General features: G+C 61.1%; 10 protein-coding genes. 2 read left to right on the top strand and 8 right to left on the bottom strand.

Translation table 11 applies throughout. The features are described from left to right. Positions 1 to 3,764: 3,764 nt before the first annotated feature. The 8 genes from ACIP9X_RS03845 to rpmH all read right to left on the bottom strand — a co-directional run bounded on the left by ACIP9X_RS03845 (position 3,765) and on the right by rpmH (position 9,540). Positions 3,765 to 5,138 carry a ParB/RepB/Spo0J family partition protein gene (locus ACIP9X_RS03845; RefSeq protein ID WP_400478384.1) on the bottom strand — a complete coding sequence of 458 codons (1,374 nt, stop codon included), beginning with the start codon at positions 5,136 to 5,138 and terminating at the stop codon, positions 3,765 to 3,767. Positions 5,139 to 5,205: 67 nt separating this feature from the next. Then, entirely contained in the window at positions 5,206 to 6,252 is a 1,047-nt protein-coding gene (locus ACIP9X_RS03840) for a ParA family protein (protein ID WP_400478383.1), read from the bottom strand. A gap of 87 nt (positions 6,253 to 6,339) precedes the next feature. Next, complete coding sequence (gene rsmG / locus ACIP9X_RS03835) at positions 6,340 to 6,990, bottom strand: 16S rRNA (guanine(527)-N(7))-methyltransferase RsmG (protein ID WP_400478382.1); 651 nt, start codon at positions 6,988 to 6,990, stop codon at positions 6,340 to 6,342. Positions 6,991 to 7,009: 19 nt separating this feature from the next. After that, positions 7,010 to 7,573 (bottom strand): protein jag, encoded by a 564-nt coding sequence (locus ACIP9X_RS03830; RefSeq protein ID WP_400478381.1) that lies wholly within the window; start codon positions 7,571 to 7,573, stop codon positions 7,010 to 7,012. Next, positions 7,573 to 8,547 (bottom strand): membrane protein insertase YidC, encoded by a 975-nt coding sequence (yidC, locus tag ACIP9X_RS03825; protein ID WP_400478380.1) that lies wholly within the window; start codon positions 8,545 to 8,547, stop codon positions 7,573 to 7,575. Before yidC ends, ACIP9X_RS03830 begins: the two co-directional genes overlap by 1 nt. Before the next feature lie 16 nt (positions 8,548 to 8,563). Beyond that, positions 8,564 to 8,959: a membrane protein insertion efficiency factor YidD gene (yidD, locus tag ACIP9X_RS03820; protein ID WP_400478379.1), complete on the bottom strand. Its 396-nt coding sequence runs from the start codon at positions 8,957 to 8,959 to the stop codon at positions 8,564 to 8,566. Beyond that, the gene (rnpA, locus tag ACIP9X_RS03815; protein WP_400478378.1) at positions 8,952 to 9,362 is read right to left on the bottom strand and encodes a ribonuclease P protein component; all 411 of its coding nucleotides are present in this window, start codon (positions 9,360 to 9,362) and stop codon (positions 8,952 to 8,954) included. The genes yidD and rnpA overlap by 8 nt, the downstream gene beginning before the upstream one ends. A 40-nt stretch (positions 9,363 to 9,402) precedes the next feature. After that, on the bottom strand, positions 9,403 to 9,540 hold the full coding sequence (gene rpmH / locus ACIP9X_RS03810; protein WP_011776797.1) for a 50S ribosomal protein L34: 138 nt from the start codon (positions 9,538 to 9,540) through the stop codon (positions 9,403 to 9,405). A 469-nt stretch (positions 9,541 to 10,009) separates the two neighbouring features. Between rpmH and dnaA the strand changes: the two genes are divergently transcribed. Both dnaA and dnaN read left to right on the top strand, forming a co-directional pair. Beyond that, positions 10,010 to 11,431: a chromosomal replication initiator protein DnaA gene (gene dnaA / locus ACIP9X_RS03805; protein ID WP_400478377.1), complete on the top strand. Its 1,422-nt coding sequence runs from the start codon at positions 10,010 to 10,012 to the stop codon at positions 11,429 to 11,431. A 527-nt stretch (positions 11,432 to 11,958) separates the two neighbouring features. Next, positions 11,959 to 13,083: a DNA polymerase III subunit beta gene (gene dnaN, locus ACIP9X_RS03800; RefSeq protein ID WP_400478376.1), complete on the top strand. Its 1,125-nt coding sequence runs from the start codon at positions 11,959 to 11,961 to the stop codon at positions 13,081 to 13,083. Positions 13,084 to 13,187: the final 104 nt, after the last annotated feature.

Genomic DNA, 13,187 nt, shown 5'->3' with positions numbered 1-13,187 from the left:
GCTGACGCACGGAACTGTGCCAGGACATGTAGACGCGGCAGTATGGGCCGCACCGCACGGCATCAGCAACGGGGGGAGGGCGTGGCTCATTCTTTGCCCTACACCATTCAGCACCGCTTAGGGAGCTCGAGGGGAGGAGGGCGCTCGTACTACCTGCAGTGCCTGGCAGGTGCAGCAAGCCGATTCTTCCTTCCCTAGTAACGCGACTCAGCATTGCCGTCTGCGCTCGTAACGCCCGACGCCTCTCGATCCTGGTGGCATCTTGGTAAGTCCCCATAGCGCCGAGCGTCATGAATATAGAGACAGAGCAGGCGGGAATAGGGTCCGGATGGCCGCCCTTGCCTCCTAGCGAAGCCTTCCCAAAAGTGACCATTAGGACGTTCCGCTGCCGATGGTGGCCCATCTGGCCTCATCCCAGCATGAGATTATTCACAGCGTTATCCACAGGACCATCCACAGAGTTTTCCACACCTCCTGTGGTCAAACCCACCAATCTCCACCCGGCCTGTGAGCAATGTCCCAGCGGTCCATTTTCGCCACCAGAACCGCGGCCGGGCAGCACAGCATAGCTAGCACCGCAAGTCGGTGGCCGGGGGCTGGCTTTCTTAGCACCCACAGCAATCTATTCAGGCTTAAAAACCGCGCTGCTGCCAGCACCTGGTGGTGCGGGTCATCCAACACCGTCAGCTGCGGTTCCACGTGAAACATCCGAGGGCCGGGTCCAGCACCCTCCGAATGATATTGGCTGGCGACCTCGCCATCAGATGTCAGGCCGCTTTTCCACGCCCGCCTGGGTACCGCGTGCATCTTATCCCCAGAGTTATCCACCGTCTTATCCACAGCCTTATCCACTGCTACTGCCTCACAGTATCCACAGAAATGCAAGTCCAGACTGAGCCCTGTGGGTGGATATCATCTAGTACGAGGGCTTGCGATTTGGTGCTCGATTGTAGCTTTATGCGGTACCACACGCCCCAACCGTCGCCCCTTTTGATGACACAGCCGCCTCCTTTCCACCAAGCTGAGATAGAGGATCGATGCTCTCATTCAAGGGAACCCCGGACAAAAGAGCTACCTGAGGCAGCGCGGTTCCTTTCGCCGTCGATCATCGCTAGGCGCGACCCTATCCGCCCGTCGTACTCCGCCTGCAATGTGGGCCCACCGGTTCTTGGGAAGTGCATTAGGACGGCTGCCTCTACTACAGAAGTGGTGCCGGTTCCTCCGGGCTCTCGTGCCGATCACTCGCCAAAGACGGCGGCGTCCGGGCCGTACTCACGCGATGGTTCACGCCGGGCTCGGTGCCACGTCAGGCATCAGCCGAGCGAGCGTGGCCCGGATCTGTGGGTCTGGGTCTGGTGCCCCTGTAGATGACTTCTGCAGGCGCGCATAGGGGGCTTTATGGGCACGCACAAAAGGACATTCAGTGACGCTCATATCGGCCGGTACCCACCCGCTACAGCCATCTGGTCGCTATCGGCAGAACTTCCAGAGTTCGCTTCAAGGCCCACCGGGCGCAGCGGATGACTAGCCTTGAGCAAGGGTGCCCCGCTGAAGCCTGCGACCGGACCAACCCGGCGGTATCTGACGGCCGACCGACGCAACCCCGGGTTCACCGGTAGCAGGCGTTGTTTCACGTGAACAGCGACGGTGCCTCCCGCGCGCGTTCGGTGGTGTGCTTCTTGTAGCTCCCGCGGTTCGGTACCTGCCGGGAATTTTGGGAAGCTCATTCAACTGCGGTCGCACTGAATAGCATGCCCGTGCTTCCAGCAGTGGGGCCTGGAGAACCCCGAAAGCTCGCGCCAAGAATCACCATGGGGTTTGTCTATATCGGCAGCCGTCTATGGTTCCCGTTCTCCGGCCTCGCCAACTTAGTTCCTATCATGAATGCGGATTGGGCACGTTTCACGTGAAACATGGTCCACCACAGCGTCGGGACGGATGTGGTCGCCACGAGTCACTGCTCACCGTACGCTTGCAGTCCATGCTCCTAAGGACTTTCAGATCCTGCAGCTTCCGATAAGCGACAAAGGCGCGCCTGGCCACGGTCGCGTCTACGGCGACAAATAGCACCAGCCGGCACACGTTCCACCTACCTCCCAGCACCACGTCGCAGGGCCCGTCTGTTTGCATGGTGGCGGAAACAGCGCTTCGGGGGAGGAGGGATGGGGAAATCGCTGTGTAGGAATGCACTGGTGGCCGGTCTGTATGCGGCAAGGACATTGGTGTCAGCAAGCGTGTCGGGTCAGCGGCAGGATCACCACAGGCGAAGAGACGTGCGCAACTATACGGCTCCATGCAGACGGTTCCCGAGCGCTACCCGATCCCTCCAAAAGGATTGCATCGATGTCCAGCAGCCTTCTGCTGAGAGCACGGACTCATAGCTGTCCTTTGTGGGGCCGAGCTATCACAGCTTTCCAAAGGTGGTGCAGGTACCGCCCCCCGCGGCCCCACAAAGGACAGCTACCAGCGCCTGGAAGTCCTGGAACCGTCTCGCCCTACAAGCACGAGGCGCTCCAGCCATATGTGGGCACATAACATCGGTCGCCCAATCTCGCTAACGACTCGGCCGTTTGAGGGAGCGCCTGAGACGAAACACTCCAGGCTTGTCATCCCATGAGAGTAATTCCCACGTGAGTTTGTCCTCAAAGACATGCAAGGCTCGAACCACGGACAGCTAGAAGTAGCCCGGATTGCAGATGTTGGCGGAAATCCAGCAGTGCCCGTTCGCCACAGTATCGAAACGCCCGCGATCGGCCGTGGACTGAATGGACACTACAGCGAAATTCGAGCGGGAGGGCACCGCGTAGCTTGACTAGGTAGTACGGAGAAGACGAAATGGGCGTCTGGCTACAGAGCTGTCAGCATTAAACGATGCACACTGCGCCATAGCCGCAATTGCCTGCTTTGGAACCGCGTTCGGTGCAAGACTGGGCCTCGCCCCCGCGCTGTCCTTCCGCTGTGTCGGCGTCGCGTACCAAGCGCAGGCGTGTCGAGATTTGCGAAGAGGCACACTGTCCAGAAAGAGGCGCGGATGCGCGTCGGGCTTCACGGTTCCTCCACAGCCTCCTCAGCGCTCTGTGTTTCACGTGAAACAACCACCTTCCGCCGCCGGGCCAGCAAGTGGTCCACACTTCCGCTTTGTGGACCTATGGCGGGCCAAGGTGCGCCTCACACGTATATATCCTGATGACCGTCCGAGCTGCACAGCCTGCGCTTCGGACGCGAGTGCAATGCCACTGCAGGCCTAAAGGCAAAGCAGAGGAACCACAGCCAGGATGGCCAAGATGACCCTCTTACGCCCGCGCTTCGGTCTGCCCCATGCGACGCCACCTCACTCCATGTGGGCAAATCAAAAGGCCTTCATGGCATCTGCTCATCCTGTTGACCTGATACTTAGCTTTGGTGCGCCTCTTAGGGGTCTCCAGCAGCAAGAGAACAGCATCTCAGCTTGTTGAGCCTTACGGGATCAGGCAGCTTGTGCCAAGGGTCGCACAAGACTCCAGGGACGCGAATGCGTACTAGACCACCGCGCAGCCCTGCCTGCGGCCGTGCTCATGGTACGAAGCATGTAAGGCGGAGGCGGGGTTAGCCAATAGTAAAAGTTACGCCTCGGTAGAGCTGGTGGGGCCTAGGAGGCTCGCGCAGCACAAGAGCCGCGCTGAATCGGCCAGTCGTGGAAGCCTGCTTCAGGGCACGCGCAGTCCCAAGGCAATAAAAAGGGGTCCGTTCCACGTGAAACGGACCCCGCGGAATGTACTAACTGGTCAGTTATCCGCACCGGGCGCCAAAACATCCATAATCCGGTTGAGGTCCTCGACGCTTGCGAACTCAATGCTCACTCGGCCCTTCCGGGCACCCAGGGAGATTTTCACATTTGTATCCAGGCGGTCGGAGAGCGAAGAGGCAAGGTAGTCCAGGCGCTCGTGCCGGGCACCGGGACGGGGGATGTTGTTCTTGGGTTGGGTGGCGGGCTCCCGGTGAAGGGTGACCGCTTCCTCTGTGGCCCGGACGGACATGCCCTCCGCGACGATTCTCTGCGCAAGCCGCTCCATGGCAGCCGCGTCGGGCAGCGACAGGAGTGCACGGGCGTGGCCTGCAGAAAGGACGTTAGCCGCGACCCGCCTCTGCACCAGGGGAGGCAGCTTGAGCAGGCGGAGCGTGTTGGACACCTGGGGACGGGAACGGCCAATACGGTCTGCCAGCTGCTCGTGGGTGGTTCCGAAATCTTCAAGGAGCTGCTGGTAGGCAGCAGCTTCTTCCAACGGGTTGAGCTGGCTGCGGTGCAGGTTTTCCAGCAGCGCGTCACGGAGAAGGTCGTCGTCCGTCGTGTCGCGGACGATTGCAGGGATGGTAGCGAGGCCAGCGGCCTGGACAGCACGCCAGCGGCGTTCACCCATCACCAGCTCATACGGTTCTCCACCCTCTTCGGTTGATGCACGCACCACAATTGGCTGGAGGACGCCTATTTCGCGGACCGAGTGGACAAGCTCCGCCATGTCGTCTTCATCGAAGACGCTGCGGGGCTGTTTACGGTTCGGGTGAATGTCAGTGACGGGAATTTCCGCAAAACGGGCGCCGGGAACTTCGACGAGTTCGACGTCGTTCGCGGCAGCGGAACGACGCACTGACCCAGCGCGGGCATTTCCCGAAGCGTTGCCCGAGACAGTGCTGTCGGGGGCAGGGCCGTCAGGTCCAGAATTAGGCGCACCCGTAGCGCTACCCGAATCATCGGGTGTTCCATCAGCGAGCTCTGCCGCTACCTCGGAAGGAGCCTCCGCGTCGCCAGCAGCAATAGTAGTCTTGGCGCTGGCCTTGGTGCCTGCAGAACGGGCACCGGAGGATTTCGCGGGAGCCTTCCCAGCGGCAGCACCGGAAGCATCCTTGCCTTCGGCCGGACGCTTCGAAGCGGTCTCGGAAGCCTGGGCTTTTTCGGGAGACGCCGTGCTGCCATCTGCGGGGGCCTGGTCTGAGACAACCTCGTCAACGGAACTGTCAGGGCGTGCTACCTTGCGGGATTCCGGAAAGAAGAGATCCACTGGGCGTGACGGCGCTGTTCCGTTTCCGGAAGAGCTGGCGGCGGCGGAACTTGGAATGAGTGCGCCAAGACCGCGACCGAGCCCGCGTCGCTTATCGCTCATGGATAAATCCCTCCATTGGAAGAGCCCGGCGATGCCGGGCTCCGGCTGTTGCAGTGTTTGGAAAATTCTAACGCTCAGCGATTTCGGCTGCGGCTTCCAGGTAAGAAAGCGCACCGCTGGAGGACGGGTCGTAGGTCATGACGGTCTGCTGGTAACTCGGTGCCTCGGAGATCCTGACGGAACGCGGGACGACCGCGCTCAGAACCTGGTCCGGGAAATGCTGGCGAACTTCTGCGGCAACCTGGGCGGCGAGGTTGGTGCGGCCGTCGTACATCGTGAGCAGAATCGTCGAGACCACAAGATCGGCGTTCAGGTGCTTCTGGATCATCTCAATATTCTTGAGGAGCTGGCTCAGACCCTCAAGTGCGTAGTACTCGCACTGAATGGGGATCAGGACCTCACCCGCGGCGCAGAATGCGTTGACCGTCAGCAGGCCGAGGCTCGGCGGGCAGTCGATGAAGATGTAGTCCAGCCGGGACTCGCCCTTCTTCTCGCGGGCCTTCGCATAGACATCGATGGCGCGGCGGAGGCGCTGTTCCCGGGCGACGAGCGACACAAGCTCGATTTCGGCGCCGGCGAGATGGATGGTGGCCGGGGCGCAGATGAGGTTGTTGATGTCGGGGCAGGGAGCAACGACGTCCTCGAGCGGAACATCGTTGATCAGGACGTCGTAGATGCTGTCGACGTCCGCATGATGCTCGATGCCCAGGGCGGTGGAGGCGTTCCCCTGGGGGTCGATGTCGATGACCAGGACGTTAAGGCCGGCTGCTGCCAGGGCGGCCGCTATGTTGACGGTGGTGGTGGTCTTGCCCACCCCGCCCTTCTGATTGGAGACGGTGAAAATCCGGGTCTTCTCGGGCTTGGGGAGGGTGCGGCCGAGGAGCTTTTCCCGGCGCCTGTTCTCGTGCGCCAACTCACGGGCGATGGGGCTGGAGTCGTCGATGGTGTCCAGCACGTTGGAAGTTTCACGTGAAACTTTAACCCCGCTGGTCTTCGCTGCAACCGAACTCAGTTGACTAGGGGCCGTAGCGACGGAGGGTGCAGCAACTGCGCGTGCCGACCCCAAAGACACAAACGGGGGAATCCGCTGTGTGGAGGTTTCGCTACTGGTCACTGGGACACTCTCACTCTCGTTCGGCTCTTGCTGCCGCTCTCTAGCCTAACCGCTCCGCCCTCAGGACCCACGTCAACCGGGCCTGTACTAGGCGATCTTTTGGGACTTCTTCACGACGATGCGCACCACTGTGGTGGGTTCTTCGAGCAGATCCTGGCCGACAGTCACGACCGAGGTCCGAACACCGCCAAGCTTGCGGATGGCCTTCGCAGCCTTGTCGATTTCCTCCGCAGCACTCCGGCCCTTGATGGCCACGACTTCTCCCTCTCCGTCAAGGAGGGGAATGGTCAGTCCGGCCAGGTTACTCAGGGCTGAAACTGCACGGGCAGTGACAACGTCAGCCTTCACGAGGCCGACCGCAAGTTCCGCACGCGTCCGCATAACCGTGACGTTGTCCAACCCGAGGTCGTCGACAACCTCCTGGAGCCAGATCACGCGGCGCTCCAGGGGCTCGATGAGCGTCAGCTCCAGATCCGGACGGGCAATGGCCAGGCACAGCCCGGGCAGTCCCGCACCGCTTCCGACGTCGGCAACATGGCTTCCCTGCGCAATTTCACTTTCAATGACAGCGCAGTTAAGCACGTGCCGGCTCCAGAGGCGGGGTATCTCCCGCGGGCCGATGAGGCCGCGTTCAGTTCCCGAGGTCGCGAGGTGCTCAACATACCGTTCCGCCAAACCCAGGCGTTCGCCGAAGATCTTCTCCGCAGCCTCGCGCTCGGCAGCCGTAATTTCAATCATGAGTCAGCCAGCCGGTGCGTCAGTCGGCGGAAACGACGATGTGGCGGCCCGCGCCCTCGCCCTCGGATTCACTGACGAATCCAAGATCGGCGACGGCGTCGTGAACGATCTTGCGTTCGTAGGCGCTCATCGGTTCCAGGGCAACAGCCTCGCCGGATTCCTTGGCGGTGGCCACGGCGTCCTCTGCGATCTTCTGCAGGTGGCCTGCGCGCTCCTTGCGGTACCCGTTGATATCCAGCACGAGGCGGGAGCGGTTCTCCGTCGCCGACAGCACCGAGAGCCGGGTCAGCTCCTGCAGAGCTTCAAGCACTTCGCCGTCACGGCCCACGAGGCTTTCCAGCCCTGCGGACTCTTCCTCGGTGACGATGGAGATGTAGGTGCGGCCGTTGCGCACCTCGATGTCAATGTCGCCGTCGATATCGGCGATGTCGAGCAGTTCTTCAAGATAGTCTGCAGCGACGTCGCCCTCTTCCTCGAGGCGGCTTGCCGTGGTGCCCTTGTCAGCCACTGGGGCCGGGGCTGTGTTGTTCGGGTCGTCGCCGGTTTCGGCGGAAAGTGCTTGCTCTGAGCTTTCAACAGACATTACTTCTTCTTCCTGTTCTTACGTTGTGGCTGGATGCGCTGGCCCTTGGCCTGCGCTACCGCAGCGGCGGCAGCTGCCTCAGTCTCGGCGTCGGCCTTCTTACCGCCCAGAATGGGCAGGGCCGGAAGGCCCTTGGCGGCACGGCGCTCGGCGAGGGCCTTCGCGGCCGGGGAACCCGGCGTCGGCATGCGGCGGATGACGAAGAACTGCTGACCCATGGTCCAGAGGTTGGTGGTGGTCCAGTAGATAAGGACACCGATCGGGAAGTTGATGCCGCCGACGCCGAAGACGACGGGCAGGATGTAGAGCATCATCTTCTGCTGGCGCATGAACGGGCTGGCCATCGCCTCTTCGGACATGTTCTTGGCCATGATCTGCTTCTGCGTGATGAACTGCGAGGCAGTCATTGCCAGGATCATGATGATCGAGAGGATCCAGACGGCTACCTGGTTGCCTTCGCCGCCGTGCAGGAGTGAGGCCGACAGCGTGGCGCCGAAGATAGTGGATTCATCGAACTGGGTCACCTGCTGGTGGCTCATGGCGCCGATGCCCTCGCCCTTGTCCCGGGCGGTGCTGATGCCGGAAAGAACCGTAAAGAGCGCGAAGAAGAACGGCATCTGGATCAGCATGGGCAGGCAGGCCGAGAACGGGTTGGTCCCGTGCTTCTTGTACATGGCCATCTGTTCCTGCGCCATGGCCTGGCGGGACAGCTGGTCGGTTTTGCCCTTGTACTTGTCCTGGAGCTTCTTCAGGTCCGGCTGCAGCAGCTGCATGCCACGCTGGGCCTTGATCTGCTTGACGAAGACGGGAATGAGGGCTGCCCGGATGACCAGCACCAGACCGATGATGGACAGGGTCCACGTCCAGCCGGACGCCTCCGGCATGCCGATGGCACTCAGGCCTTCATGGAAGCCCACCATAATGATGGACACAAGCCATTTGAACGGAAACATAAGTGTTTCAAAGAAGTCCATACGATATCCCTATTCGTCAGGCCGCAGCGCGGCCTTCTCCATCAGTCTGAGCAGCCAGGTACTTATCCGGGTTGTTCAGCACAACAATTGTGGGGGTCTGGTTTTCAGGCCAGTGCCGGTGGCCGGCGGGGACATGGTCCACACCGCCGGCATTCCAAGGGTGGCAGCGCGCGAGGCGCTTCGCTGCGAGCCAGCTTCCCTTTACGGCACCGTGCACGGTGATGGCCTCAAGCGCGTAGGCGGAGCACGAAGGAAAAAAACGGCAGACCTGGCCATACAAGGGCGAAATCACCTTGCGATAGGCCATCAGCAAAAGAATAAGGATGTTGCGCGGCAGGTTCCAGAGGAATGTGCCAGCGGCCGCTGTTGCGGACTTTGCGGAACGGACGACGGCGGCAATCAGGTCAAGCACGCTGTGTCCCTTCCTGTGTTGTTCCGTTCGAGCCGGTTCCAGCCGAGTGTTGCTGGCGGCTTTGCAGCCGCTTCATGGTGGCATCCAACGCAGCGTTGTAGTCCGCCAGCAGTTCCTGCCAGCTGGCAGTAGCCGACGCAGGCAGTGCACGCACCACAATAGCGAACCCGGCACCATACTCGCGCAGCGAGATGGCACCGGCTTCTCTAAGTCTCCTCTTAACGAGGTTCCTGGCAACAGCGTTCCCGACGCTTTTGGAGACGATGAAGCCGATCCTGCTGGGTTCATCGGCTCCTATAGTTGCCGTATATAACACTACGTTCCGGCGTCCATTACGGACGCCGGAACGTACTGTTGTTGAAAAATCGGTTGAAGTCCTCAGGCGGTTCCTGGTGGCGAGCACCGTTATGTCCGCAAGGAGAAGTTACCCGACGTATCTTTATTTAGGCCGACAGCTCGACGCGGCCCTTGCCGCGGCGGGCAGCCAGGATGGCGCGGCCGGCACGGGTGCGCATACGAAGGCGGAAGCCGTGCTTCTTGGCCCGACGGCGGTTATTCGGCTGAAAAGTCCGCTTGCTCACGTTAGTTACTCCAGTGGATCGAAGGTGCGCCCAGCCGATCAAAGGGGAAGAACTGGCCGACGCTTAAGTTTTGTATGTCCCTGCTTGCCCCCGGCTTCCTCAACGCTGGGCGTCTGAAAGGTCCAAAATGGGGTACACAAAGCAGGCACAAAGGACTCCCCAACGTTAGTCCAAATGGCAACAACGAGTCAAACCGGCGGCCCTCTCCAGAGCTTTCCCCAGGTGTGGCTAAGTAGGGGTCCCGGCCTGTGGATGAAGTGTCTGACAGACCCGGTTTTCGAACCACACCCGTGTAATTATCCACAAGCCACTTCCCAGCTATCTTCTGGCCTTTTCATCCCCTAGAGTGTCCCAGTAGCCGATTATCCACGGACTGTGCATAACCCTGTGGATTAAGCCGGGCCAACTCCTGGTCCCGGGCTTGTGGCTGCATGGACTGCAGGTAAGCAAGCTTTGAGGAACCCGATTGATGACAGTAGACGAAGCCAACCACGCCAATACTGTCGGAAGTTCCTGGCGGCGCGTGGTGAACCTTCTCGAGCAGGATGACCGGGTATCCCCACGTCAGCGCGGCTTCGTGATCCTGGCGCAGGCCCAGGGCCTCATCGGTTCCACCCTTTTGGTGGCCGTTCCCAACGAGCTCACCAGGGAAGTGCTGCAGACCCAGGTGAAGGACGCCCTCGATGACGCCCTGCACAACGTCTTTTCCGATGACATCCGCTGCGCGATCGATGTGGACACCGATCTGGTGCCCATCCACGAAGAGCCGGAACCCGTCGTCGAGCTTTCCCTCGCAACGGACCACTCGGTTGAGCTGAAGCCGCAGCCGATGCTGCCGAGCACCTCCCACGAGTTCGGCAGGCTCAACCCCAAGTACGTCTTTGACACTTTCGTCATCGGTTCCTCGAACAGGTTTGCGCACGCGGCGGCCGTGGCCGTGGCCGAAGCGCCGGCCAAGGCCTACAACCCGCTGTTCATCTACGGTGACTCGGGACTGGGCAAGACGCACCTGCTGCACGCCATCGGCCACTACGCCCGCCGGCTCTACAGCGGGATCCGCGTCCGCTACGTGAACTCTGAGGAATTCACCAACGACTTCATTAACTCCATCCGCGACGATGAGGGCGCCAGCTTCAAGACCACGTACCGCAACGTGGATGTGCTGCTCATCGACGACATCCAGTTCCTGGCCGGCAAGGACCGGACGTTGGAGGAGTTCTTCCACACGTTCAATTCGCTGCACAACAACAACAAGCAGGTGGTCATCACCTCCGACCAGCCGCCCAAGCTGCTGGCGGGCTTCGAAGACCGCATGAAGTCACGCTTTGAGTGGGGCCTGCTGACGGACATCCAGCCGCCGGAACTTGAAACCCGCATCGCCATCCTTCGCAAGAAGGCACTCAGCGAGGGCCTCTCCGCTCCGGACGACGCCCTGGAGTACATCGCGTCCAAGATCGCCAGCAACATCCGCGAGCTTGAGGGCGCCCTAATCAGGGTCACCGCCTTTGCCAGCCTGAACCGGCAGCCGGTGGATGTTGCCCTGGCCGAGATGGTGCTCAAGGACCTCATCACCGATGACAACGCCCAGGAAATCACCTCGAGCCAGATCCTCACGCAGACCGCCGAGTACTTCAAGCTCAGCATGGAAGAGCTCTGCAGCAAGTCCCGGACCCGCACGCTGGTGACCGCGCGGCAGATCGCGATGTACCTCTGCCGGGAGCTGACCGACATGTCGCTGCCGAAAATCGGACAGGAGCTCGGCGGCCGCGACCACACCACCGTCATCCACGCGGACCGCAAGATCCGCGAACTCATGGCCGAACGCCGTGTGATTTACAACCAGGTCACTGAGCTCACCAACCGGATCAAGCAGCAGCAGCGCGACTCCTGATCCGGGGTTCTTAACCTTATTAACGGGTGCATGTGGACAACCCTGTGGATAGTTAAGGGGACAACCGCGGTAATTGGGCTTAAAACCCTTAAGGCATCTGTGGATTCCCAAAAACGGCCCGATCCGTTATCCCCATCCACAGCCTGTTTAAAACCCACTCCGCCCACAGTCCATGAACAGGGCTTAACCGCGGATTCCCGGGTTCAGACCGGGTTATCCACAGTTTCCACAGCAGTTATTAACACTACGAATCCCAAAAAATTGAAATCCCTCAAATAACAATCTCCGTTCCCAACCTCCCCTGCATCTCAGCCAGCCCGCTCCAGAAGGACCCGGGTCCCCGGTGGGGATGGGGAATTCGCCGATCTTCCGGCTAAGCTGTCAGCAGCGCTCCCATCCTCGGGTCTGCCTGCGGTTCAGCAAGTGCGGACCATGCAGGTTCCGCAGTGCGGGAGCCAGGTTTGTGGACTCCCTGGGGGAGCTCCCGTTCAGAATTAGGCAGCAGCAATGAAAGGCGGCACCCTTCCGTGAAGTTCAGAGTCGAACGGGACGTCCTGGCAGAAGCCGTCACATGGACAGCCCGATCGTTGTCTCCGCGGCCGCCCGTTCCGGTCCTCTCAGGCCTGCTGCTCAAAGCCGAAGCCGGAACTGTCAGCCTCTCGAGCTTCGATTATGAAACTTCAGCCAGGTTGGAAATCCCTGCCGACATCCGGGAAGAAGGCACCATCCTGGTATCCGGACGGCTCCTGGCCGACATCTGCCGCAGCCTGCCCTCTGCGCCCGTGGACCTAGAGACTGAAGGCAGCAAGGTCACACTGACCTGCCGCCGAAGCAGCTTCCATCTCGCCACGATGCCTGAGGCCGAATACCCGCCGCTGCCCGCGCTGCCTACCATCAGCGGTACCGTCGCCGGAGACGCATTCGCACAGGCCGTATCCCAGGTCATCATCGCGGCCAGCAAGGATGACACCCTTCCCATCCTCACCGGCGTGCGGATGGAGATCGAGGACGACCTCATCACACTCTTGGCGACAGACCGCTACCGCCTCGCCATGCGCGAAGTCCCGTGGAAACCGGTCACGCCGGGTATCTCCACCAGCGCGCTTGTGAAAGCGAAAACCCTCAACGAGGTTGCCAAGACACTCGGCGGGAGCGGCGAGATCAACCTCGCCATCGCAGACGATGACTCACGCCTCATCGGGTTCGAGAGCGGCGGCCGCACCACGACGTCCCTCTTGGTTGACGGCGACTACCCGAAGATCCGTTCGCTGTTCCCCGAATCCACGCCGATCCACGCCACCGTCCAAACGCAGGAACTTGTCGAGGCCGTCCGCCGTGTCTCGCTCGTTGCCGAACGCAACACCCCCGTGCGCCTGGCGTTCACCCAGGGCCAGCTCCAGCTGGACGCCGGCACAGGCGAAGACGCACAGGCTTCCGAAGAACTCGAAGCGCAGCTTTCCGGAGACGAGATCACGGTGGCGTTCAACCCGCACTATCTCGTCGAAGGTTTGAGCGTCATTGAGACGAAGTATGTTCGGTTCTCGTTCACCACGGCACCGAAGCCGGCCATGATCACCGCGCAGTCGGACATCGACGGCGAGGACCAGGACGACTACCGCTACCTGGTGATGCCAGTTCGCCTCCCGAACTAAGCCGCCCGCCCAACTAGGTAGCAGCTGAGGCTGTTCTGAGTGCTCAGAACGCCCCGAACTGCTACTTAGTTGGGATGGACTCCTATCCCTAGCCCTCCGCGCAG

The sequence above is a fragment of the Arthrobacter sp. NPDC093125 genome (genome assembly GCF_044754225.1).
Classification (GTDB): domain Bacteria; phylum Actinomycetota; class Actinomycetes; order Actinomycetales; family Micrococcaceae; genus Arthrobacter.
The sequence above is the reverse complement of the archived record's forward strand: the minus strand, read 5'-3'. Positions and strand labels throughout refer to the sequence as shown.

Excerpts from the sequence above, each read along its gene's own strand:
- rsmG (WP_400478382.1), bottom strand. The coding sequence starts at position 6,990 with ATGATTGAAATTACGGCTGCCGAGCGCGAGGCTGCGGAGAAGATCTTC.
- ACIP9X_RS03830 (WP_400478381.1), bottom strand. The coding sequence starts at position 7,573 with ATGTCTGTTGAAAGCTCAGAGCAAGCACTTTCCGCCGAAACCGGCGAC.
- dnaA (WP_400478377.1), top strand. The coding sequence starts at position 10,010 with ATGACAGTAGACGAAGCCAACCACGCCAATACTGTCGGAAGTTCCTGG.
- yidC (WP_400478380.1), bottom strand. The coding sequence starts at position 8,547 with ATGGACTTCTTTGAAACACTTATGTTTCCGTTCAAATGGCTTGTGTCC.
- ACIP9X_RS03845 (WP_400478384.1), bottom strand. The coding sequence starts at position 5,138 with ATGAGCGATAAGCGACGCGGGCTCGGTCGCGGTCTTGGCGCACTCATT.